This window comes from Colwellia psychrerythraea 34H, assembly GCF_000012325.1.
Lineage (GTDB): Bacteria > Pseudomonadota > Gammaproteobacteria > Enterobacterales > Alteromonadaceae > Colwellia > Colwellia psychrerythraea_A.
On sequence record NC_003910.7, the window covers coordinates 4,507,589 to 4,530,537 of the forward strand.

A 22,949-nucleotide genomic window follows, 5' to 3' on the forward strand; every position below is an offset into this window, starting at 1 on the left:
CCTCATAACTCTCATTAAGTTAATGGATATTATAGGTCAAATAAGTAATCAAAACGCACGCCAACTTTACGTGGCGTAATTAGGTAGTGGCCATAATTACGCTGAATTGCGGGGTCGTTTGCAGTAGTTATATCACCAACATCGCGGCGTACAGAGCTGTAGGCATACTTATCAAACATGTTATCTACGTATAAGGTCACCGACCAAGCATCTTCAGAGAATCGTGCCGACATATTACTTAACGCATAACCAGGTAATGCTTCGCCATTATTTCGTAGTCCAACTTTAGAATAAACATCACTTTGATAGGTTAAACCATAGTTAACATCTAAACCTGTACCACCAAAAACTTCAGTTGAATAGGTTGCACCTAATGAAAATTGTTGCTCTGGTGAACCGGGTAAGCGATCTCCTGAAAAACCAATATCAGGAACATCATCACTGGTCAATTCTGCCTTAGTATAAGCATAAGTTGCATAAGCAATAAGACTATCCGTCAACATCGCTCTACTTGATATTTCAACCCCTGACGCTTCAGCTTCACCCGCATTAGAGGTATAAGGTTGTTGACCAACTTCCGTTGCTCCCTCAATTTGAGCATTGTCCCACTCCACCATAAAGAGTGCGGCATTAAAGTGTAATTGGTTACTGAACCAAGTGCTCTTAAAGCCTAACTCGTAGTTTGTGGTGGTATCTGGCTCATACAATAATTCATCAGGTTGAGCACAAACGCTTTGCTGCTGTCCAATATCTTCATCACAAGCGGCGATTCCATTTGAGCCACCAATTCGAAAGCCTTCACTTATCGTGGCGTACCCCATGACATCATCACTGAATTGATAACTGGCATTAACTTTAAATAGGCTGCCATCATCATCAGCTTTCGACTCCATTAGTTCTATATCAATGAAGGTTGGATCATAACTCGCATCATAAATCGTGTTTAACAAAGGTAAATCCGCATCAGATTGAGCGACGACATCATATTGATAGAAGCGTGCTCCCAACATCAGAGTTAACTTATCCGTTACGCTATAGGTAATTTCACCAAAAAGTGCCGACTCAGTAATTTCTGCTTTATCCACAGAGACATATTCCAGAGAGTCAGGACGTAACTGCTCTGCTCCAAAGTTATCAACCGCGTATTGATCAAAACCCGGTGTGAACTCACGACTATCGTTAAAGCTTTCAAATTTATTATAATAAGCACCAACTATCCAAGAGAATGCTGAATCTCCCGTAGAGACTAAACGAATTTCTTGGGTGAAATTTTCAGCTTCATCAACTTCTCGCGTAAACGCAGAGAAGCCTGGGAATTCTTCATAGCTATAATCTAAACGAATCAATAAATCGGTTTGATCGCGCTGGCCAAGGGCTTCAAATTCTGAATAACCGGTTGCAGAAGTCAGCTCCGCAAAACCTAAATCAACAGTCATTTCTAAACTAAGTAAAGTATCTTCTTTTTCTCTTGGCTCTTGGTAACGATAACCTGATTCATATTCACCTATCACAGTAGATAAAGGATTCGTTTCACTTAAACTATTGTGATGAACGATCGAACGGCCACCAATTTCTTGTTTTTGATAAAAGTAAGACAAGGTTGCATCGAAAATATCATTGGGTTGCCAGCGAATCATCGCTTTTGCCGTCGTTGTTTGCTCAAAATTAGCGTCTGCCACTTGTCTCAAGTTACTGTCAACGGCATCAGTATCTGACCAATCAGGGTCAGGTAATGACACGCCACCTTCTCGAACCACATAATTGTAATCAATATAGCCAGGTTCATCCAAATAATTAACGGCAAAACGTACTGCTAATTCATCGTCAATAAGTGGCGTATTAAACACAAAACCAGCTTCCCCACCGGTATCATCACTTTCAGATAAGGTAAAAAAATCACCATAAAGTGAGCCTGATGTTTCGTCTAGTATCGGCTTATTGGGTAAATAACGGATAGCGCCGCCAAGCGTGCCCGCGCCATATAAAGTGCCTTGTGGACCAATTAAAACCTCGACACGTTCAACATCAATAAGTTTCATATCGACAACAAGGGGAATTTCGCCAATGTATGTGGCAACAGTACCTGCATCAGAATCAGGACCGGAAGAATTGGTATTTAAACCACGAACAATAATTGGAGAACCTGTACGACCACCTTGATCAGCAACACTTAAGCCTGGCACCCAACGAGCAACATCAGATAACTGAGTTATATTTTGATCTTTCATCACATCACCATCCAGTGCCGTGATATTTAAAGGCGCCTCTTGCACGGTGGATGCTCGACGAGAGGCCGTCACTTGGATACGCTCTATACCATCCGCTGCAGACTCTTCTGCATAACTATTTACCGGTAAAGCCAGTGCAGAGCTCAATGCTAAGCATAGTGTAGACTTTTTAAATACCTGCGATTTTTTTACTTTCATGTGGTCTGTTCCGAAATTATATATATGGCTTATAGCCACTTCTTATAGTTAATTATTTCACTATTTGAAAGTTTTTCTGATTCAAATATCAATTTTATTATGAAGAAATAGCAGGTCTTAACACTAAATCATTGTATTTATGACAGCTATTCTATCTTAAACGGCATTATATATGGTTATGCAGTTTTATTGAATAACTACCTACCTATAATAATTAAATAAAAACTTAGGAGCATAAAGAAAAACTCATCTTATGTGGCTAACAACTGCTTTAAATAATTTAACTCTAAATATTTCAATTAGTTTGTTGGATTATTTTTCGCATAACTATTTTTACTAAGAGGTAAATACATGAAAGGAAAATAGAGAGGGAACTGAGTCAGGTAAATTAACCTTCCTGACAAAGCTAACAAAATTGTAGACCGATTTAATAATAAACAAATACCATAATGGCTTGAAGTAATGTGCTTATTTTTATGAACGAGGTAAGCCTCAGCTTTTATAGCCAGTAACTTCTCGATAGAATTACGTAGACTAAAGGAGATTAGTCTACGTAGATTGTACAAATTTAACCTATTTCATTGGCTGATAAGGTAAAGTCGATTTCTCTCACTTTTATATTTACGCCAGCATCTAATAACTCTTGGTAAAAGTCACCCTCTTGGCAATAACTAACCTGCCGACAAACAATAACGTACTTAAGCACGCCTGCTTTATCACTTTGAAGTGCTGCTTGTTTAAACCAATACAGCGCTTGAGTGAGATCCTTATCAATATAATTACCATTCAAGTACATTTGCCCTAGATTTACTTGCCCTGGTGCAAAACCTAACTGGCCTGAACTACTAAAACGCTCAAAAGCTTGTTCTACATTATCTTCAAGGTAGTCAGATTTTAGCAAACTTAGACCTGCGAGGTTTTCACGCTTACCTGGAATATACAAATTAGTACTTAGTTCCGTTTTAGGATCATTAACATAATTCCCGAACAGCATATTTTTATCTGGACGTTTGACCATATAAATAGCGCCAGAGTCATGCATTGTCTTTATCTGCATTAACGATAAGTCATAACGCTTAGATTCAAAATAATCTTTATACCTTAACTGACCATAACGAATGCTATCTTTTAGCGATTGTTGGCGCAGGTAAAAGATGTTGCCATAAAGTAGTGTTACCACATCACCGGTAATATCGACTACTTTGGCAATTCTATATTTTTCATTTGGTCTAAGGTTATCACTGAGAATTCTGAAATCTAAAAAGTAAATGTCATCTACTTTAGGGCTGGCGAGGTAGAGTAAACTATCATCCTTTTCTTGTTGAGACTGGGTAGATTTTTGATAGATAAAAAAACATAGTGTTATAAAAACTACGATTTTCAGCACGTTAGCAACAGTAAAATATTGGCTGTTAAACCAGCCATTATCTGGCCTCAGCCTTATTGCTGCCTTCACGGTATTATCCACACCGTTTCTTTTTTTTACCCTGTCCATCCACCATCCTCAATATTTATGTGTCAATTACAAACAAAGCCACAATGCAAAGAAATTAACCCTATTTATATCACTAAATAGGGATTTGATGACCTAGCAACCTCGCTTGTAACCAAGCAGAAATATCCCTTAGCTGATCTGGTAACACCGAATGATCCATTGCATAACTTTTCCAAGTCACATCATAATCAGCCGCTGTTAATAAGGTATTTGCCATTTTACCTGCACTCATTGGCACGACATCATCTCGCTCACCATGATTTTGTAAAATAGGCGTCGCTGCATTAGCACTATGACATAGCTCTGGTAAAGTATCTGATGTTGGTAAATAACAAGATAATGCCAAGATACCCGCTAAGCTTTGCCCAAAACGTAAACCCGTAAATAAACTCAAAACACCACCTTGGCTAAAACCAGCTAATACGATATTTTTAGCAGCTATACCCGAATCAATTTGTTCTTGGATTAACGCCTGCACCTTTTTTTCAGAGGCTAAAACACCGTCCATATCAGCACGGTTATGTAAATCTAGGCTTTTGATATCATACCAAGATCGCATAACATAACCTTGGTTAATGGTTACGGCTTGCTCAGGTGCATGAGGGAAAATAAAGCGTATACCGTGATTTTCTGGTAAAGAAAATATAGGGACAATAGGTGCAAAGCCGGCACCTGAGTCTCCCAAACCATGTAACCAGATGACACAGGAAGTTGCTGGAGTTTCAGGTTCTATGGTAATTCGTTCAAGTGATGTTGCTGACATAAAATTCAATGATTTATTCGTTAATAAGAAGATGCCACATCATAACAATCGTTTGTGTCTGTGGCAAAACTGCATCTCAACTACTCCGATAAGGTTCACAATAATTGCCCTACATGACTTTGAAAGTAGTCTAAAAATGTTCTGGTTTTACTGGCAACATGGCGATTTTGATAAAGCACACTCAAACGCTGTGCAACACTCTCATGGCTTAGCGATAGTCGTTGAAGTGATTGCGCTTGTGAATTGTCCTTTAATACTCTGTTTTTTAGCACACTATTTTTTAAAACATAGTCCGGTAATTTACACAGACCTAAGCCCTGCTCCGCCGCACGAAGACGCATTTCTGGACTAGACAGTACCACTCTGCCGTTAACATTAACTTGCTCAATTTTATCACCATTACGAAAGTGCCACGGCTGACCTTCCTCTTCTAATATGCAGTCATGCTGGCTAAGTTGTTCTGGTTTAGTTGCTTTTTCTTGAAGCAACTTACTTGCTAGCTTCGACGACATTGTCGGTGAATAATAAATAGATTGTGGAAAACTCAACAACTCTTTAGCAATCCAGTTTGTTGTTGGCAACGCTTGTTCATGCAAGACAAAACAAAGATCAAACTTGGGATCAAATTCAGGCACTGATCCTGAGTAATGCTGACAATGTAAGTGAATTTTAGGATAGCGACTTAAAAAATCACCAATTAACGTACTTATAATTTGATTAAAAAACTCTAAGGGTAATAAAATATTCAGCTTACCTTGGGGCTGATGTAGTGATGAAGAAAGCTCCTCCTCTACCTTAGTTAAGGCATCTATATGCTCTTTGCTGGCACAAAAAAGTAATCGACCACTATCGGTAAGCTCTTGCTTTCGCGTAGTACGTAGAAGAAGCTCACAGCCTAGTTTTTTCTCTAGCAACACTAAACGCCGACTTAACTTAGACTTTGCTATACCTAGATCTTTTGCTGCTGCGGTAAAAGATCCCGCTTCGACTAAACTAACAAATAAATGCAAATCATCTAAATTGCTCAATTTCATATTCCCTTTCTATTGTTTCATTTTTAGAACAATGAATCCCATTAAACACATCTAATAAAGTAATTGCAACTTCAGTACACTGCACCTTCTAACTAATCACCCACTAATTATCTAGAACGTACGAATTAGTTAGAAAGCAATTAGCTAGCCTTTACTAAATAATTGGTAAATATTTGCTAAACCTTTACCAAAAAAACAACATAATGGAGTACATCATGAGCACAGAAACAATGATTAAAGTTGAAGAGATTTTAGCCGAACAATTTTATCAAGAAGTAGAACAAGCCTCAGGCAAGGTATTAATCGATTTTTATGCTCCGTGGTGTGCACCATGTAAAATGCTAGCACCTGTTGTTGAGCAAATAGCACAAGAACATGAAGACATTAAAGTTATAAAAATCAACGCTGATAACAGTCAAGAATTGATGGCTGAGTTTGGTATTCGAGGTATTCCTACATTGCTTTTAATGAACAAAGGAGAGTTAGTCGCTACACAAGTTGGAGCCGCTTCTGTCAGCCAAGTGACAAAGTTCGTTCAACAGTAATAAACTTTCCCGTTATCTAGTTAGGCTATCAACACCTGATAACCTAACTATTTTCGTTACCTGCACAATATTATTGACCATACCTTGATCTATTTCGGGCATCACTACTGACTATTCATTACAATCATTCTTAACAATCATTCCTCAAAATATCGTCGTAATATCTTAGATGTATACAAGGCACGCAAATGATGCAAATCACCGACTTAAAAACAGAACAAAAAATCCCACCGCTTTTACGCTTAGGTTTTAGACCTTTTTTTCTAAGCGGGGCGTTATTTAGCATTTTCGCCATTACGCTTTGGCTATTAATGTATAAGGGAACAATTAGCTTATCACCTTTGGGCGGTGGTTATTGGTGGCACATTCATGAGATGATTTTTGGTTTTGGCGGCGCTATTATTGCAGGTTTTTTATTAACTGCTGTACAAAACTGGACTGGCGTTAGAGGCGCTCAAGGCAATACATTACTCGCTTTGTTCTTGCTCTGGTTAGCGGGTCGCACTTTGCTAGTCGTGCCTGATTTACTTGGTTCATCACTAAGCAGTTTAATTGACCTACTTTTTCTACCAACTGTTGCGTATGTCTTAGCTAAACCAATTATTGCTATGAAGCAATACCGTAATTTGTTCTTCGTACCGCTTCTCGCTTTATTCACCATCGCTAATTTAGAGATGCACTTAGCAATACATTACCCTACAACATTCAATAGCGTATATTCTGGTTATGCGGGCGTTATGTTAGTGACCTTTTTAATGTCAGTAATGGCTGGTCGTGTTGCGCCTATGTTTACAGCCAATGGCACAAAAACCGAGAAAGCAGCGCCACTACCTTGGTTAGATAAAGCCGCCAATGGAAGTTTAGCTATTGCTATGTTCAGTCTCCTACTAGAACCGATAGTGGGTTTTTCGGCAACATTCTTCGGCGTATTACTTATCATTGCTAGCGTATTTCAAACGATGCGCTGGGTAAGATGGCGTCCTTGGATAACGTTACATGTTCCTCTTTTATGGTCTATTCACGGCGCTATGAAATTTATCTGCTTCGGTTTATTCGTACTTGGTGCAAGTTATTTAATACCTGAAGTACCAAGTAATCATGTTTGGCACTTACTGACTATTGGCGGTATTGGCGGTATGATTTTAGCCATGATTTCGCGTGTGTCTTTAGGTCATACAGGGCGTCCATTAACACCACCAAAATCAATGACCCTTGCCTATATATTAATTAACTTAGCTGCACTGGTACGTTCTTTTGGCCCTTGGGCTGTTCCTGAAAAAACGTTATTATTTATTGATATCAGTGGTGGGTTTTGGATTATTGCTTTTGTTATCTTTATTGCGGGTTACGGTCCTATGTTAATAAACGCAAGAAAAGATGGTCGACCTGGATAGAGTGATTTACACTAACTATCTACCATGACAGCAATGTTTTGTTGTACCTAAATAAGTAAATAAGCTAGCTAGTTCTATTCGAATTACCTAGCTTATTTTTATTGGGCAACTATAAACAAATTAATAAAAATAGAGTAAACAACATGCGTGCAGTATTTTTAGATGAACAAACCTTCAGTTCTACCATTGATTTTTCTGTCATTGAACAACAGGTAAGCCAGTTAGTTTGTTATGCCAATACATCACCTAATGAGGTTATAAAGCGCTGCCTAGATGCAGATATTATTATTACCAATAAGGTACAGTTAACGGCAGAAATGCTATCTGCCTTACCAAACGTAAAGCTCATCTGTATCAGCGCAACGGGTTATAACAATGTAGATATTGAAGCTGCTCGTCACTTAGATATTGCCGTAACGAATGTTAGCGGTTACGCAGGGCAATCTGTTGCACAATATGTTTTTGCCCAATTACTCGAGTATTATCAACAAACGAGTCACCATAATAGCAACACGGAACAAGGTTTATGGTCAAGAAATGATACTTTTTGCTATCACGGTAATAGCATCAGCGAATTAGCAGGAAAAACACTCGGTATTATTGGTTACGGAAGTTTAGGTAAAGCTGTTGTTGATATAGCACAGGCTTTCAATATGAAAGTGCTCATTAGTGAACGCCCTCAGGCCAGCACTATTCGCGCAGAGCGAGTTTCTTTTGAACAGGTTATTGAAGAGGCTGATATTATCAGTTTACATTGCCCACAAACCCCTGAAACTGAAAACTTCATTAATGAAAGTGTACTAGCTCGCATGAAAAATACTGCCGTATTAGTTAATACTGCTCGAGGTGCATTAATTGATGAACCTGCGTTATTGGATGCTTTAAAAACAAAAGAAATTGCCTATGCTATTTTAGATGTATTATCACAAGAGCCGCCTCCAGCTGATCACATACTACTTAATAACAAGCTTTCTAATTTAAAAATAACCGCACATATCGCTTGGGCTAGCAGTGAAGCTCAACAGCGTTTGATTGATTTATTAAGCCAAAATATTATTGCCTTTACCCAAGGCGAACAATTAAATCGTTTAACTTGAATTAACTCAGTTAATCCAACTAAGTGATAAGTAAATTTCACTGCAAGTTAGTTAAAGCTTTGCTATCTTAGCCTTGAGATAATCAATTATGCGTTAAGAAAATCATGACACTTAAAAAAGACACCATTAAATATTTGCCGCTAACAGCAAAATATTTTTCACAAGTTATTACACTCGCTAATTCGGTTCATGGCGATGGTTATTTAGATGATGAGAAAATTGTTGAGTGGACCAATAAAGGCATAGTGAATAACATTAACTGTAGTTTTGTTGCTCTGCTTGATGACCAAGTTATCGGCTTTCGAAGTACTTATTCAGCCAATCAATGGCAAATAGATCAATGGTGCAGTCCAGACTTATGGCAAGTAGATAGCCAGCATTGCTGTTATTTCAAATGTAATACCGTTGATGAAAAATACCGTGGATTAGGCATTGGTAAACAACTATTACAACTCGCTATAAAAGCTGCACAGCATCAAGGCGCTCAAGCGGGTATAAGTCATTTATGGAAACAGAGTCCTAATAATAGCGCCGTGTCATATTTCAGTAAATGTGGTGGAAAATTAATAAAATCACACCCTGACAAGTGGAATGAAGAGAGTAAGCAAGGCTATAACTGCATTTTATGTGGGCATGATTGTCATTGTGAAGCTGCCGAAATGATTATTCATTTTTGATACTTAATATACTGTTGATATCAAATTTTCTCTGCGAGTAAAGGGCTGACTAAATAAAATTCGCGTCACTATTGAGCTGGTCTTTTAAACGCTTAATAATATCTTCATTAAATAGCGCTAATCCTTTTCGAGTAAGAATAAAAGACGATGCGCTACCCACGTCATGAGCGATAAGATCTTCATGACGTAAAAACGCTATCGTGCCAATATGAGCAGCACGTTTGTCAATATCCGTCTCAGAGTCGACAAAAACATCGTTAAAGCCAATCTCTGTTGGCGTAGGAAAGTGCTGTGCTAATAGTTTTAGCGTTATTATTGACGACTCATCGAATTGTGAAAAATTTATGCTCATTAGGTTTTCCCCTCTCTGTAGAACTCCATGCTATTTAAAATATAGCAGAATAAAATGCATTATAAAGTTGTTAAGGCTCGGAGGTAACCGCCACTGAAATCACGCACTTTCAATGGTAACAGAATTACCATTAATTTATTTTCGCCTAAGCCTCCAAAGGTAAATGCCAATCAACTTGATTAACCTCGTGTTTAGCTAACCAAGCATTAGCTTGAGAGAAATGTTTACAGCCAAAAAAACCTCTGTAAGCAGACAATGGCGACGGATGTGGACCCGCTAAAACTAAATGTTTTTCTTGGTTAATATTTTTACCTTTCTTATGTGCATGTGCTCCCCATAAAATAAAAACACAACCATCATTGTGCTCATTTAACGCGTTAATAGCTTGCTCGGTAAAAGTCTCCCAACCCAGCTTAGCGTGAGAATGCGCATTGGCTTGCTGCACTGTTAATACCGTATTTAACAACAGTACTCCTTGCTCTGCCCAATGTGTTAAACAGCCATGCTTTGGTATTTCAAAGCCTTCAACATCGGTCGCCAGTTCTTTATAAATATTAACAAGTGATGGCGGTACCTTGATGCCCTCCTGCACTGAAAAAGCTAAACCATGTGCTTGATCTTTTCCGTGATAAGGATCTTGCCCAAGAATGACAACTTTTATCTCTGCTAAATCAACGTGGTTAAAAGCATTAAACACATCACCTTCTGCTGGATAAATTGAAATCTCCGATGCTCTTTGCGTTGCGACTTCTTTGACTAAGTTTTTAAAGTAGCTTTGCTTCGCTTCACCAGCAATTAACTGCTGCCATTGGGGTTTTATCATCATGCTGCCTTTACGTTATACCGGTAAATTATCTCTGTAACTATTAGCAGTATTTATCCCTACGCTAATAGTAAAAAAGCCATCACCAAAGGTGATAGCTTTTATATTTTACGTTATATCTTAACTTAAGTAATGTAGTTAACCACGCTAAAGTCAGTAATACTCTAGTGATAGAGTATTTATCGAGTAGCCTAACTTAAAAGATAACTACGTAAATCACTGAAGTTTGCAGCAAGATCTTGCGACAAGATAGGCTCACCAGCACAATCCGCAAGCTCTTTTGGTAAACCTAACGGTTGACCAAGAATGCTTTCAACAACTTCTTTAAATTTCGCAGGATGAGCTGTTCCTAAAAAGACACCAAACTCCCCTTCTACAGCACTATATTGTAGCGCTTTATAAGCAACAGCAGCATGTGGTTCACTGATGTAACCTAACTTACGAAGTTGAATAACGGTTGATTGGGTTTGTTCTTCATCAATAGATACTGAGCTGACACAACCTTGTTCAACAATACCACTCTTGAGCATATGCTCAACGCGCGGCCAGTTATTCGGGTTACTCACATCCATTGCATTTGAAATAGTAGCGACGGTTACATTGGGTGTCCACTCACCTGTTTCTAAGTAACGTGGCACCGTATCATTAGCGTTAGTTGCGGCAATAAAGCGTTTAATTGGCAAGCCCATTGCTTTGGCAAATAAACCAGCGGTTAGGTTACCAAAATTACCACTAGGGATAGAGAATACAATGCTACTTAAATCACTCTTTGCGCGTGATAATTGTGCTACTGCTTCAAAGTAATAACATACTTGTGCCAATAATCGACTGATGTTTATTGAGTTTGCCGAATTCAAACCGATAGTATTTGCCAATTCTTTATCATCAAAAGACTGCTTTACTAATGTTTGGCAATCATCAAAATCACCATCCACTGCTAATGTTTCAATATTTCCACCTAGCGTGGTAAACATTTTTTCTTGTAGTAAGCTAATTTTTCCTTTCGGATACATGATGACAACACGAATGTTATCAATACCGTGAAAAGCATGAGCAACAGCCGCACCGGTATCACCAGACGTAGCGGTTAAAATGGTCAAAGGTTTTGTCTCACCACTTGCTTTAGCATCTTTAGCAACAAATACTTGTAAACACTTGGCCATAAAGCGGGCACCAAAATCTTTAAAAGCTAACGTTGGCCCGTGGAATAATTCTAAAATGGCACGGTCTGGGCTAATCGGCTGTAATAAAGCAGGGAAATTAAAAGCATCGGTAACAATGTCAGTTAATTCACTTTTTGTTAAGTCACCTTCAACAAATGGTGCTAATATTTTAACACTACGCTCTACCAAAGGCAGTGCTAGCAGCTCTTCGATATTATCAAGTTTTGGCATATCGGTAGGGAAAAATAAGCCCTGATTTTTACCTAAACCTTGTTTAACTGCTTGAGCGAAAGTTACCTGCTCATCATTTTCTTTTAAATTATAATATTTCACTGTTTTTCCTAATAATCTGTTCACTAATATTGGTTAGCTATCATGCTTATATACCTTCAAAGCACATTGCTATTAAATTTCTGTTGCGCCAACATCATCGACTTTACACACATGGACAAAGCCTAATGCTGTTTGTAAATAGTTCTCTTGTAACCATAAGGCAAATTGCTCTGCTTGTTTTTCGCTATCACAAACACAAAATAGTGTCGGCCCTGAGCCTGAAATTCCAACGGCTAACGCCCCTTGCGAGCTTAAATAATCTCGAGAGGCTTTATATTTTGGTAACAAATCTGTGCGATATGGTTCTGCAATCACATCGGTTAGTACTGAGAATGCTTGGCTTTTATCTTGGCGATGACATGCATCAACAAATGTCGCTAAGTTTTGACCATAGCTGATAACGTCGCTACGACTATAAGTTGTAGGTAGAACCTCTCTGGCTGCTTTAGTTGATACCTCAATACCAGGATACGCCATTACATAATAGCAATCATCGAAACTAGGTAAAATGCGCGAGATCACATTTTCATCCGGAACCATTAATTGCAAACCACCTAAATAACATGGCGCAACATTATCATAATGTAAGCTGCCACTAATTTGTGCTTCCATTTGGCCTGTCATTTTTAATACGACATTTTCAGAAAAGCTAAAATTATGGTATTTAGCATAAAACGCATTCAAGGAGGCTAGTGCTGCGACAACAGAACAGGCACTTGATCCTAAACCGCTGCCAACAGGCATTTTTTTATCTAAAGTAATGGCAACAAAAACAGGTGTTTGTTTCACACTGATTAATTGCTCATTAAACAATAATAGGCAAGACCAAACAATATTGTCTTCCTTATTACTTGGTAACTTATCAGCAAAGTTACCGATAACTGTTAGGCTATTGTCATTGCTAGTTGTTGCATTTACAGTGACCACATCGCCTAATAATGTACCATCTACCGGCTTTACTGCCAGCCCTAAAACATCAAAGCCTACACTAACATTACCTATAGAGGCCGGTGCAAATACCGAAACACTTTTATTAACATTGGTATTACTAACTGACATTAGTGCTGTTGCTCCCATGCTAAGGTTCTTAATAAATCACCAAAAACACCTGCAGCTGTAACCGCTGCGCCCGCACCGTAACCGCGTAAAACAAACGGTAAAGGCTGGTAATAACGACTATGAATAGCCAAGGCGTTTTCGCCATCTTTAATGCTATATAACGGGTGGTTAATTCCTACAGACTCTATAGAAACTTGGCAATTACCATCAACAATATTACCAATATAACGAAGTACTTTACCTTCTAATTTTGCACTCGCTACGCGCTCTGCAAAGTCACCATCAAGCTTAGTTAAGTTACTCATAAACTGACTAACATCACCGCTGGCATCAAAATCGTCGGGTAATACTGACTCAATATTGATATCTGATAACTCTAACTGCATGCCAGCTTCACGAGCCATAATTAATAATTTACGCGCAACGTCCATACCACTTAAGTCATCACGAGGGTCTGGTTCAGTGAAACCATTTTCTTTAGCAATTGCAGTCGCCTCTGATAACGACATACCCTCTTCTAATTTACCAAACATATAAGATAACGAACCCGACAAGACACCTTCGAAACGCTGTAACTCATCGCCCGCTTTAATTAAGCTTTGTAGGGTATCAATAACAGGTAAACCAGCACCGACCGTTGTTTCATATAAGAAACGACGATTGGTTTTTTGTGCAGTACTACGTAACTCTTGATAATATTCCCAAGAGTCAGTATTTGCTTTTTTATTTGGCGTAACAATATGAAAACCTTCAGCAAGGTAATCTACATAACTCATTGCTAATGTTTCATTTGACGTTGAGTCAACAAAAACAGGGTTGATTAGATGGTTATCACGAACAAAACCTTTAAGATTATCTACATTAACTGCTAGCGCTTCAGTTGCATTCGCCATAGCATCTTGCCAGTTATTTAAGTCGATACCTTCTTTATCAAATACCATGCCTTTCGAGTTAGCAATACCGTAAACTTTCAAGACAATGTTTTGCTTTTTCAAACTCGCTTGTTGACGAGATATTTGCGCTATTAGCTCACTGCCAACAACACCACAGCCGACTAAGAAAACATCAATCGTTGGTTTATGAGAAAAGAAGTTCTGGTGACTTACTTTCATCGCATCCATACATTTTCGTTGTTCCACAACAACTGAGATACTGCGCTCCGATGAATCTTGAGCAATAGCAACCACATTAACTCGTGCTTGTGCTAATGAACTAAAGAATTTAGCTGCCACGCCTCGTTGATGGTGCATACCATCACCAACAAGTGACACAATTGATAGTTCACCTTTTAGCGCTAACGGTTCAAGTAGGCCATTTAACAGCTCTAATTCAAACTCTTCGTGTAAGCTTTGTTTAGCACGCGCAGAGTCACTTGAATAAATACAGAAGCTAATGCAATACTCACTAGATGATTGACTAATAAGCACCAAAGAAATATTTTCTCTGCTCATAGTTGCGAATACACGGCTCGCCATGCCTACCATGCCTTTCATGCCAGGTCCTGACACGTTTACCATGGTTAAGTCATCAAGGTTAGAAATTGCTTTAACGCGTTTTTGTTGGTCATTCTCATTGGAAATTAAGGTACCTGGTGCACTTGGGTTACTGGTATTCTTAATTAAACAAGGGATATGATACTGAGCAATTGGTCCAATTGTTTTTGGGTGTAAAACACTGGCGCCAAAATAAGAGAGCTCCATTGCTTCTTGATACGATAAATAATCGAGTAATTTAGCTTCTTTAATGTAACGCGGATCTGCGTTATAGACTCCATCTACATCCGTCCAAATCTCACAACACTCAGCGACAGCACAAACAGCTAATACCGCTGCCGAATAATCAGAGCCATTACGCCCTAATGTAGTTACTTCTGGCGTACCATCATTGTTGTCCGCATTCACCCCAATAAAGCCTGGCATTAACGATACTTGATTTAATTCAGTGTATTCATGCTCAAATTTTTCTTTCGACAACACTAAATCTGCTACTGCATTTAAAGATGACTTGTTGGTATACAAAAACTTTTCTGGTGCTAACAGTGATACTTGTACGCTATAAGCTTGTAACACGGCATCAAGTATTGCCACACTTAAACGTTCACCAGTACTGATAATACGGGCACGGATATGATCTGGGCAATAGGTTAGTAACATTGCACCTTGCATATAGCGTGAAATTTGATGTTCATAATTCGCTAACGCTTGCTCACAATGTTGATTGTTAAAGTTGCTTATACTTGCCGATAAATCATCAATAATAGTAGTAATTGCACGTTTGAAGTGACCTAAATCTGCCACTACTTTTTCTTCATCGCTAATATTTTCAGTCATAGCAACTAAGTGGTTGGTAACCCCTTGTGGGGCCGATACAACAACGGCAAGTTTTGATGATTTGCTTTTATCATGGATAATATCGGCAACTTGACGAAAACGCTCTGCTGAAGCTAGTGAAGAGCCACCAAATTTAAGTACACGCATGTTTTCTTCCTTTATAAAGAAATAGTGAATAAAGATACTCTTTGCTTATTGAGCTGTTTAAGCTATTAGAGTTAATACTCTTCATTGTAAACGTAAAAAAGCCCGTAACCTTTTCAGGTCACGGGCTTCGATAAAATTTTTATTTTTACACGTTAGCCAGCGACCGCCATCCTAATTAGGGTGGTAGTGGTTGTAATAATAGTAATGTGGCTAGTGTTTAATTTCATAACCTTAAAATGCCTTAAGTTACCGTAACTGTCAATCTTTAATGACAAATAATATTAAATAAAAAGTTATAATTTATGCATAAAAATTTAATATTAGACAATAACGTATTAGCACAGACACATAGTCATTCTACTTCTACTTCTAATTCAAGAAACAAGTTCCGCAGCATTACATACTTGATTCCGTCCCTGAGATTTTGCTTGATATAAAGCACTGTCTGCTTGGGTAATCAGTTCTTCATAATTAGACTCTTTGCTACTAAGTTGTGCAACGCCTAAACTGACTGTTACCTTTATCACCTGATCATTATAAGTGAAAGGTGTTGTGGCTATTATTCTACAAATACGCTGTGCAAGTTCTATTGCTCCTGCAGAATCTGTCTCAGGTAAAATAATAGCGAACTCTTCTCCACCATAACGCCCAAAGGTATCTTCAACTCTTAATAAGGTACTTATTAAAGCACTGACCTCAATTAACACCATATCGCCACCTTGATGGCCATAATTATCATTGAGCAATTTAAAATGGTCTAAATCAAGCATTATCAAGGATAACTTTTTATCATGTCGTCGTGCTTTTGCGTATTCTTGTTCTAGGGAGTCTTGCCAATGCCTTCGATTATAAACTTGAGTTAAACCATCTATACGACTTATTTGCGCTATTTCAGCTAAGGTCTTTTGTAATTGCATTTGATAATGACAAGCATCGGTAACATCTTCAATTAAGATACAAATATGTTTGCCGTTAACATCAGTTTCTATAGGTAGAAAGGTGCAGTTTTGCGCCATAAACTCACTATCTGTCGTGATCGGTCTAGTGTGAGGTAATTCGAATAAGTGATGTCTTTGTTGCCAGGAACAAAAGCTCGGCGTATTTAATTGTAAAACAGAACTAAGCTTGCGAGATAACCAACGTTGTGGCAGCTCTGGAAATGCACTAAAAATAGATTGCCCAATAATACTACCTGGTACTTTATCGGTATGGACCTGTAAAAAACGATTCCAAATAACAATATTAAAATCAGCATCGATTACCAAAACACCGGTATTTAATTGGTTAGCAATTTGGCTATTAATTTGTTTAAGAGCCAGCTCATTTACAACCGGTACATCCGAAGCTGTTGGCGTAGTGTGTGATTTAATATCAGACATTAAAATTCTTCCAAAATACGGTCAAGCACATGTTTTATATTCGTTATCGCTGTTTCAGGGATCAATAAGATCATATTGCAATTAAAAGAATAATCTGTCACTTGATAATTAATATTTACTTTTAATGCTAAATCCCAAGTAAATGGCATTTGTTGTAAATGCTCAGATAAAATTTCCTGTACATTCGGCAGTAATTTGGGCGCGTTATAAGACAATTGATTATTAATTTGCTGAGCAAATACATTTAAAAAAGTTGTCGTTAAGATGGAACTAATATCAATTAATTGCTCATCTTGTGATAATTCATCTGGTTCATATCCCAATAAATCAGCAATTCGACCAGAGTTCTCTTCTTTGTAAACCAATAAAGCCTCACCTCGAATACCTTCATAACCAAAAAAACCTTGGCTTACAACGGCCACGGTATTTTTCTGTTGACTCAAGGTTTTCATCAAATCTTTAGCTTCTACACTCTCAATACTCGGGACCTTCAAATAAACAAAAGTATCTAGATAACGGGCAAGTTGATCACTTGCTTGTCCCATAGCAATATTAATAAGCTCTTGTAAGCAATCTTGTTGGTCTTCAGTTAGGTGAAATTGATTCATAAAAGGCCATGTTGGCGCAAATTATTAAGTAATAGATCTGCTTTTACAGGCTTACGCATAAACTCTTTTGCTCCTAGTGCTTTTACCTTATTTTGCATTTCAGGCTGAATATCTGCTGAAATAACAAAAACACTGCAATTAAGGTTTAATTTTTTTATGCCCTGTAAAACACCAATACCATCAATACCCGGCATAGTAAGATCAAGAAAGAGAATTTCGATGCTATTATCACGTAAAATTGTTAGCGCTTCTGCACCATTACAGGCAATCTGAACGGAATCTTTCCATTCTTCAGGAAGACTTCTAAGCACTTGCTTTCTGGCCATGTTTGAATCATCACAAATAAGCACCGATGGGCTCATAGAAGGAGGGACCTTATTTTATTTTATTGGTGATAATTTACCCTAAATAAAAGCAATTGTTAATCAACAATTCATTTTTTTAACAATATTATGTAGATAGTTCATTTATAAGTGACAAACTCGTACTTTTAACACGAAATCACTCCACTTTGTATCTAACTAAATAGATAAAAAAAGAGCATAAGTGCGACGTAACTGACTTCAGATCTACATAAGAGGGGACTAGTGTTTTGAAATATAAATACTACAAAATATAATAAGTATCTATTTAGTTAGATAGTGAGGTTGAAGGGTAAATACAAAGTAGGTGTAGCTAATGGTTAATCAACAACGGCGCATATATGCCATTACAATTAGCCACCAATAATAAAAGAAGCACAAGCAATAGAGAATACCGCTGAGCTGATATAAACCGTGATAATTTTAATGCTATCGAAATTAATTTTCATCACAATGCCTTTTAAAATTTAAATAATAAATAACAGCGAGTTAATGAATTAATTATAATTTATTGCTACAGCAAAAAGTGTAGTTAAGGGTAGGTATATTGTCCAATTTTGTGACAAAGATCATTGTTCTTCAAATATTTTGTTGGCTTTAGTGAGGGTTTTGCCACTGTAATTGCGATTGATAAGTATTAAGCCATTTTTTGGCAATTTCATAGTTTGGGCAGAATTTTTCAACGAGGTGCCAAAACTCTTTAGAGTGATTTAAATGCTCTAAGTGGCATAACTCATGAACGATCACATAATCAATAACAGTTAAAGGCGTCATCATTAAGAGGTAATTAAAACTTACTTCACCTCGATTATTACAACTTCCCCAACGAGCACGGTACTGACGAATATTTATCGCTGTTGGGCACAAGGATATTTGTTTACTAATCCTTTCAAGGCGCTCACTGAATAACTGTTCAGCTTGCTGTTTAAAGTAGACTTCGAGTTGTTTTTTTATCTGTTTAGATATTGCTAAAGGATTTATTAACCTAGAATGAATTTTTTCACTTATAGCAACATTAAGTTGCTTAGTCGTAATTTCTTGATAATTCTTTGGTTCTATTTCAGCAATCACAAGATGGCTAAAATACACCTCAGATTTTTTTGCTATACAGATATTGAGAATGACTTTCTCGCCTAAGTAAAGCAAGTTTGAACCTTGACTGAAGTCACAATATTCAGGTGTTTTTTGTTGCTCAGCTAATTTACTACGCAGCCAAGCTGACTTTTCTTGAATAAAAGTATCAATAAAAGCTGATGTAACATAATGAGGGGCTCTCACAGTCACTTGACCATGTTTAACCTGCAGTGCCAGTGTTTTCCTACGCTTACTGCGAATAAGTTTATATTCAAGCATAGAATGTTAACCGCAACACATCATATTCACTTAACTAGCTTCGCTCAGTTTGGTGGTCGTTACTTTTGCTTTACTCTTTTTCGCTTTAGCCGCCGGCTTTTTTATTTCAATTTCAGCAATAGGTAAATCAGTTACTTTTTCAACTGACTTTTTAATGATTGCTTTTGTCGGTTTTTTTGCTAATAAGGCGACAAGTACTTCTTCTCGATGTTGTGCTAAGAAAATACTCAACTCTTCATTGGCATTATCGCTTAATTCTACCGAAGATTGAGAGAACATTTGGCTCAAGTTATCAGCCATATCCAACATTTTGTCATATTCATCAGCTGATTTCTTATCCATAAATGTTTTCGCCTCTACCCCGTTTCTAATTACTACAAACCGACTTTCAACTGCCATTAGATTTCCCCATTCTTACATTTTGAGCTAATTAAAGGCTCATAACGCTGTTAAAAAATTAACGTTTACATAAATAATATTCATCACAATAGCATAATTAGCACTCAAGCTGTATATAAAAACAGTTAAATATAACTACTTTCAATAAGCCAGATCATTGAAGCTTTAAAAACGCGTTAATCATCGCAAGTTTAATAGCCTCTACTGCAACTTTCAGATGTCAATGTATCACCAAATGTAAATATTAATGTCAGTATTAAACAACATTTTCTGCTGAATAAAAAGGCAATCAATCACTTAGCGAATATACACGTTTTAACGCTTGATTTTTACTTACATCCTCTGGGTAAATGGTTACAACTTTTAACTAAAAAGAGTCCACTATTATGGTGTGCCTTGCATAACAGGGCCAAATAAAAACTAACGATATAAAATAAACCTATGGAGAACTACCATGACTACTTTCAAAAAAACCTTACTTGCTCTTGCCGCTACTTTACCTTTATTAGCTATTAGTTTACCCAGCCAAGCAGCAATGACTCCCTATATGGAAAAAGCCTTGATAGATGTTTGTAAAGCCGCTAAGAGCAATAGTGTTATAAAGTTCAAAGGCACAACTAAATATTATCGCTTAAAAACTAAAACAGTTGCGTTGAAATTAATGTGTAACGGTGAGGATGTTATCACCTTTGCAGAAAGCTATGGTGCTGATAAAACGGCAGCTAGATTACAAAAAAGTTTAGGTAATGTGCGCATTACAGATGTTGCAGCATTAACAAAAGTACAAGTAACTTTTTAATATGATGACTAAATAAGAGCGCTCAACATGATAATTTTGAGCGCTCATATTTACAGCTAGTAAACTTAAAAACTCACTACTCGCCAAAAACCCTTTCAAACCAAGACCTATGATCCTCTTTTTCTTGTAAACAGTCCTTTGAAGTTACAATGCCGTCTCGCACCGCAGGATAGATCACCGTATTGGCGCATTTATCTGTGACTGCATTACCCGTTTGCTGCTCAAAAAGAGTGACCACAATACTTTCTGGTTTAGCTTCAACTTTATTTATTACGCCCTGTTTATTTATGAAGTCAGCGAACAAAGGTAACGCTCCACTACTCCCCGTCAAACCCGTTGGTTTATTATTATCTTTACCCAACCAGGTTGTTATTAAATGCTTGCTGTCATAACCGATGAACCAACTATCTCGTAAGGCGTTACTTGTACCTGTTTTACCCGCGACTTTTTTGTTATTTAAACGCCAAGTAAGTGATCTAGCTGTGCCCACTTGAGTGACTCTTTCTAAAGCGTAATCAAGTAAATAGGCCGCATTACTTGATAAACGTTGCTCGCTTGATTGCTGCTTTTGCCAGAGCGTCTCGTTATTTGATGAGAGTATTTTGGTGATGGTATGGGTCTTTTGGTAATAACCATTATTAGCAATCGCTAAATATAATTGGTTGATTTCCAATGGCGACATATTCACTGCACCCAATAAAACAGAAGGACGCATTTTAAGTTTCTGCTGATAGCCCAACGCTTTAATAGCATCGGCTACGCTATCCAAACCTAAACTCATACCCAAATTAATAGTGGGTACATTGAGTGAAAAGACTAACCCTTCAATTAACGAAACCTGCCCTCGATATTTCCCATCATAGTTTTTTGGTTGCCACTTTTTACCGGTACCATTTCTTAAGGTAATCGCCTTATCATCTAAAATAGTAGCAAAATTATATTGCTGATAACGCTCAAGTGCCGCAACATAAATGGCTGGTTTAATTAATGAACCAATATGACGCTTAGCATTAAGTGCTCGATTAAAGCCGGCATATCCACTTTCCCGACCACCAACGAGCGCCCTAATTTCACCACTAGCAATATCAGTAACCACCATCGCCGCTTCTAGATTCTTTTGGTGGTATTTCCGTTCTAGTAAAGGTAATTGCTTGGCAACACTTTGCTCTAATAATTGCTGGCTTCTGTGTGAAAATCCGGTAAATACTTTAATACCTGACTTTTGAGTAAAACTCGACAGGTGTTGATTTAATTCTGCATTAACTAGTTGTAAATAAGCCGGGTAATTTTTTTTGGCTAATCGTCGATTAGACCTAATAGATAGTGTTGATTCTGCTGCCTGTTCAAAATCAACAAGTGGTAATAAGTGTTGTTCAAACATAAGCCTAAGAATAAGGTCTCGGCGCTCTGTCGCACGTTCTGGATGACGCCATGGGTCGTAGTAACTTGGTCCTTTAACTTGAGCTATCAATAAAGCCATTTGGGCATGACTTAATTCATTAATTTTTTTACCAAAATAAAACTGTGCGGCTAAGCCAAAACCATAAACGCCATTAGCATAATTCTGCCCTAAATAGACTTCATTAATGTAAGCTTCTAGCAGTTGATCTTTACTGTATCTAAGCTCTAGGATCACCGCCATTAGTGCTTCTTTAATCTTTCGAGACAGCGTGCGTTCGCGACTTAGAAACATATTCTTTGCGAGTTGTTGAGTTAAGGTACTACCGCCTTGCACCGTACGTCCAGCGCGAATATTATTAAGTAGTGCTCTAAAGATACCAACGGGAGAAACGCCATGATGATGATAAAAATCACGATCTTCAATTAACAATAATGTATCAATCAATTGACTAGGTAGTTCTTCTAACGACACCAGTACACGATCTTCCTTATTATCAGGAACTAAACGCGCAAGTAATTGTGGTTCAAGTATTAAAGTAGAAACAGCTTGCTCATCAACACTCAGGGAGACAACAATTTCGCTAACGACTTCAATGCTGAGTTGTTGTGCGTAATTGGCACCATTAGCAAAGTCAAAAGCACGTTGAAAAATATTCAAACGTTCTGCCGACTGAGAAAATTGGCCTGCTCGGGTGGCAAATTTAACTTTCTGATAACCATTAATTTTTAGTGACTGTGCTATTTCTTCTAGGTTTTCCTGTTCACCTAGCTGCAATTTTTTTATTTGACCATAAACTTGTACAGGTACTTGCCAACGCTGACCTTCAAACTTTTTCCTTACCTTAGCATCAAGATAAATAGAAAAAATTCCTACCGTAAACACAGTGGCAATCATCAACTTGCCTAAAGTTATACCTATTCGGCGCATTACTGATTTTTCTTTGACCACAGGGCTGCTGCGTTTTGTTGCTTTATTTATTGACATTATTTTTCGATATGCTTGAGGCTGT

Annotated in this window: 21 protein-coding genes; 5 read left to right on the forward strand and 16 right to left on the reverse strand. The window is 37.7% G+C overall.

The genetic code is table 11. The annotated features are described in order from the left end of the window. Nucleotides 1–29 precede the first annotated feature (29 nt). The 4 genes from CPS_RS19155 to CPS_RS19170 all read right to left on the reverse strand — a co-directional run bounded on the left by CPS_RS19155 (nt 30) and on the right by CPS_RS19170 (nt 5,718). A complete protein-coding gene (locus CPS_RS19155; protein ID WP_011045007.1) occupies nt 30–2,426 on the reverse strand; it encodes a TonB-dependent receptor in 2,397 nt (798 codons plus the stop codon). Nucleotides 2,427–2,994: 568 nt separating this feature from the next. Then, the gene (locus tag CPS_RS19160) at nt 2,995–3,921 is read right to left on the reverse strand and encodes a tetratricopeptide repeat protein (protein WP_011045008.1); all 927 of its coding nucleotides are present in this window, start codon (nt 3,919–3,921) and stop codon (nt 2,995–2,997) included. Between the two features lie 73 nt (nt 3,922–3,994). Next, a complete protein-coding gene (locus CPS_RS19165; RefSeq protein WP_011045009.1) occupies nt 3,995–4,684 on the reverse strand; it encodes an alpha/beta hydrolase in 690 nt (229 codons plus the stop codon). 95 nt (nt 4,685–4,779) lie between these two features. After that, nucleotides 4,780–5,718, reverse strand: coding sequence for a LysR family transcriptional regulator (locus tag CPS_RS19170; RefSeq protein ID WP_011045010.1), 939 nt, complete (start codon nt 5,716–5,718; stop codon nt 4,780–4,782). 215 nt (nt 5,719–5,933) lie between these two features. On the opposite strand from CPS_RS19170, the gene trxA reads away from it, so the two are divergent. The 4 genes from trxA to CPS_RS19190 all read left to right on the forward strand — a co-directional run bounded on the left by trxA (nt 5,934) and on the right by CPS_RS19190 (nt 9,431). After that, nucleotides 5,934–6,263: a thioredoxin gene (gene trxA, locus CPS_RS19175; protein WP_138140320.1), complete on the forward strand. Its 330-nt coding sequence runs from the start codon at nt 5,934–5,936 to the stop codon at nt 6,261–6,263. Between the two features lie 188 nt (nt 6,264–6,451). Beyond that, a complete protein-coding gene (locus CPS_RS19180) occupies nt 6,452–7,657 on the forward strand; it encodes an NnrS family protein (protein WP_011045014.1) in 1,206 nt (401 codons plus the stop codon). Nucleotides 7,658–7,800: 143 nt separating this feature from the next. Continuing rightward, complete coding sequence (locus tag CPS_RS19185; RefSeq protein WP_011045015.1) at nt 7,801–8,754, forward strand: D-2-hydroxyacid dehydrogenase; 954 nt, start codon at nt 7,801–7,803, stop codon at nt 8,752–8,754. 104 nt (nt 8,755–8,858) lie between these two features. After that, the gene (locus CPS_RS19190; protein ID WP_011045016.1) at nt 8,859–9,431 is read left to right on the forward strand and encodes a GNAT family N-acetyltransferase; all 573 of its coding nucleotides are present in this window, start codon (nt 8,859–8,861) and stop codon (nt 9,429–9,431) included. 49 nt (nt 9,432–9,480) lie between these two features. Here CPS_RS19190 and CPS_RS19195 read toward each other — a convergent pair whose 3' ends face one another. The 11 genes from CPS_RS19195 to CPS_RS19240 form a co-directional block, all read right to left on the reverse strand. Next, complete coding sequence (locus tag CPS_RS19195; RefSeq protein WP_011045017.1) at nt 9,481–9,783, reverse strand: hypothetical protein; 303 nt, start codon at nt 9,781–9,783, stop codon at nt 9,481–9,483. 145 nt (nt 9,784–9,928) lie between these two features. Further along, a complete protein-coding gene (ung, locus tag CPS_RS19200) occupies nt 9,929–10,606 on the reverse strand; it encodes a uracil-DNA glycosylase (RefSeq protein WP_011045019.1) in 678 nt (225 codons plus the stop codon). 191 nt (nt 10,607–10,797) lie between these two features. Next, a complete protein-coding gene (gene thrC, locus CPS_RS19205; RefSeq protein ID WP_011045020.1) occupies nt 10,798–12,102 on the reverse strand; it encodes a threonine synthase in 1,305 nt (434 codons plus the stop codon). A gap of 72 nt (nt 12,103–12,174) precedes the next feature. Then, on the reverse strand, nt 12,175–13,161 hold the full coding sequence (gene thrB, locus CPS_RS19210) for a homoserine kinase (RefSeq protein WP_011045021.1): 987 nt from the start codon (nt 13,159–13,161) through the stop codon (nt 12,175–12,177). Then, on the reverse strand, nt 13,161–15,638 hold the full coding sequence (gene thrA / locus CPS_RS19215; protein WP_011045022.1) for a bifunctional aspartate kinase/homoserine dehydrogenase I: 2,478 nt from the start codon (nt 15,636–15,638) through the stop codon (nt 13,161–13,163). The genes thrB and thrA overlap by 1 nt, the downstream gene beginning before the upstream one ends. A 152-nt stretch (nt 15,639–15,790) precedes the next feature. After that, entirely contained in the window at nt 15,791–15,865 is a 75-nt protein-coding gene (gene thrL, locus CPS_RS24375; protein WP_011045023.1) for a thr operon leader peptide, read from the reverse strand. Between the two features lie 147 nt (nt 15,866–16,012). Further along, on the reverse strand, nt 16,013–17,017 hold the full coding sequence (locus CPS_RS19220; protein WP_011045024.1) for a GGDEF domain-containing protein: 1,005 nt from the start codon (nt 17,015–17,017) through the stop codon (nt 16,013–16,015). Next, complete coding sequence (locus CPS_RS19225; protein ID WP_011045025.1) at nt 17,017–17,625, reverse strand: hypothetical protein; 609 nt, start codon at nt 17,623–17,625, stop codon at nt 17,017–17,019. Before CPS_RS19225 ends, CPS_RS19220 begins: the two co-directional genes overlap by 1 nt. Beyond that, on the reverse strand, nt 17,622–17,987 hold the full coding sequence (locus CPS_RS19230; RefSeq protein ID WP_041737142.1) for a response regulator: 366 nt from the start codon (nt 17,985–17,987) through the stop codon (nt 17,622–17,624). Before CPS_RS19230 ends, CPS_RS19225 begins: the two co-directional genes overlap by 4 nt. A gap of 597 nt (nt 17,988–18,584) precedes the next feature. Next, nucleotides 18,585–19,340, reverse strand: a complete 756-nt coding sequence (locus CPS_RS19235; RefSeq protein WP_011045028.1) for a M48 family metallopeptidase — start codon at nt 19,338–19,340, stop codon at nt 18,585–18,587. Between the two features lie 30 nt (nt 19,341–19,370). Beyond that, nucleotides 19,371–19,682: a YebG family protein gene (locus CPS_RS19240; protein WP_238383561.1), complete on the reverse strand. Its 312-nt coding sequence runs from the start codon at nt 19,680–19,682 to the stop codon at nt 19,371–19,373. A gap of 511 nt (nt 19,683–20,193) precedes the next feature. Between CPS_RS19240 and CPS_RS19245 the strand changes: the two genes are divergently transcribed. Continuing rightward, nucleotides 20,194–20,538, forward strand: a complete 345-nt coding sequence (locus CPS_RS19245; RefSeq protein ID WP_011045030.1) for a DUF3718 domain-containing protein — start codon at nt 20,194–20,196, stop codon at nt 20,536–20,538. 76 nt (nt 20,539–20,614) lie between these two features. On the opposite strand, the gene mrcB is transcribed toward CPS_RS19245, so the two are convergent. Then, nucleotides 20,615–22,924, reverse strand: coding sequence for a penicillin-binding protein 1B (gene mrcB, locus CPS_RS19250; protein WP_011045032.1), 2,310 nt, complete (start codon nt 22,922–22,924; stop codon nt 20,615–20,617). Nucleotides 22,925–22,949: the final 25 nt, after the last annotated feature.

Coding starts and splice junctions, on each gene's coding strand:
- CPS_RS19155 (WP_011045007.1), bottom strand. CDS start 2,426: ATGAAAGTAAAAAAATCGCAGGTATTTAAAAAGTCTACACTATGCTTA.
- CPS_RS19160 (WP_011045008.1), bottom strand. CDS start 3,921: ATGGACAGGGTAAAAAAAAGAAACGGTGTGGATAATACCGTGAAGGCA.
- CPS_RS19165 (WP_011045009.1), bottom strand. CDS start 4,684: ATGTCAGCAACATCACTTGAACGAATTACCATAGAACCTGAAACTCCA.
- CPS_RS19170 (WP_011045010.1), bottom strand. CDS start 5,718: ATGAAATTGAGCAATTTAGATGATTTGCATTTATTTGTTAGTTTAGTC.
- trxA (WP_138140320.1), top strand. CDS start 5,934: ATGAGCACAGAAACAATGATTAAAGTTGAAGAGATTTTAGCCGAACAA.
- CPS_RS19180 (WP_011045014.1), top strand. CDS start 6,452: ATGATGCAAATCACCGACTTAAAAACAGAACAAAAAATCCCACCGCTT.
- CPS_RS19185 (WP_011045015.1), top strand. CDS start 7,801: ATGCGTGCAGTATTTTTAGATGAACAAACCTTCAGTTCTACCATTGAT.
- CPS_RS19190 (WP_011045016.1), top strand. CDS start 8,859: ATGACACTTAAAAAAGACACCATTAAATATTTGCCGCTAACAGCAAAA.
- CPS_RS19195 (WP_011045017.1), bottom strand. CDS start 9,783: ATGAGCATAAATTTTTCACAATTCGATGAGTCGTCAATAATAACGCTA.
- ung (WP_011045019.1), bottom strand. CDS start 10,606: ATGATAAAACCCCAATGGCAGCAGTTAATTGCTGGTGAAGCGAAGCAA.
- thrB (WP_011045021.1), bottom strand. CDS start 13,161: ATGTCAGTTAGTAATACCAATGTTAATAAAAGTGTTTCGGTATTTGCA.
- thrA (WP_011045022.1), bottom strand. CDS start 15,638: ATGCGTGTACTTAAATTTGGTGGCTCTTCACTAGCTTCAGCAGAGCGT.
- CPS_RS19220 (WP_011045024.1), bottom strand. CDS start 17,017: ATGTCTGATATTAAATCACACACTACGCCAACAGCTTCGGATGTACCG.
- CPS_RS19225 (WP_011045025.1), bottom strand. CDS start 17,625: ATGAATCAATTTCACCTAACTGAAGACCAACAAGATTGCTTACAAGAG.
- CPS_RS19230 (WP_041737142.1), bottom strand. CDS start 17,987: ATGAGCCCATCGGTGCTTATTTGTGATGATTCAAACATGGCCAGAAAG.
- CPS_RS19235 (WP_011045028.1), bottom strand. CDS start 19,340: ATGCTTGAATATAAACTTATTCGCAGTAAGCGTAGGAAAACACTGGCA.
- CPS_RS19240 (WP_238383561.1), bottom strand. CDS start 19,682: ATGGATAAGAAATCAGCTGATGAATATGACAAAATGTTGGATATGGCT.
- CPS_RS19245 (WP_011045030.1), top strand. CDS start 20,194: ATGACTACTTTCAAAAAAACCTTACTTGCTCTTGCCGCTACTTTACCT.
- mrcB (WP_011045032.1), bottom strand. CDS start 22,924: ATGTCAATAAATAAAGCAACAAAACGCAGCAGCCCTGTGGTCAAAGAA.